The 525-nt window shown below is 44.6% G+C and carries 1 pseudogene; it reads left to right on the top strand.

The features are described 5' to 3' along the window. Positions 1-525, top strand: a pseudogene (locus C5B91_RS22875) (hypothetical protein); the annotation flags it as partial.

Raw genomic sequence — 525 nt, 5'->3', positions numbered from 1 at the left:
TACTTGGAACCCGGAAACGATGGATTCCAAGAGTACTGGCACCCACTAAGATTCGGCTGGGAAAAAGATGAAAATACTTCTTCGCTGGGGCCTGTAGATAAAAAAACCAAGGCGATCCGTACAATCGGAGAGATTTCTAATTCGCTCTATCCTGAAGATGCGCCTCGCCCCGGCGGTGGTGAAACAGTAGCGCCAACTACAGAATATGTAGTTGACTTTATCGAAAAGCTCAGAAACTTCAACCAGAACGATACTGAGTTCGAGACATTATACAACCAGTCAAAAGTACTGGAAAAATTGGTTAGAAAACAAGACGAGAATCACATTATCTATGGTACAACAGAAAATCCGCAGTATGCTGTTGTAGAAGATGACTCCCTGATTGAGGAGGTCTGGGAGGATAGCAGCAGGGAATATGATGACTTCAACCAGTTCCTTAGGGACAACCCAGAGTACAGCATGAGTGTTGACGACGTCGATGCTTCTTTAGAAGGAGAAGAAATGGATGACTTCAGCCAGCAAGTA

This window comes from Haloferax sp. Atlit-10N, from assembly GCF_003586325.1.
Lineage (GTDB): Archaea > Halobacteriota > Halobacteria > Halobacteriales > Haloferacaceae > Haloferax > Haloferax prahovense.
The sequence above is the reverse complement of the archived record's forward strand: the minus strand, read 5'-3'. Positions and strand labels throughout refer to the sequence as shown.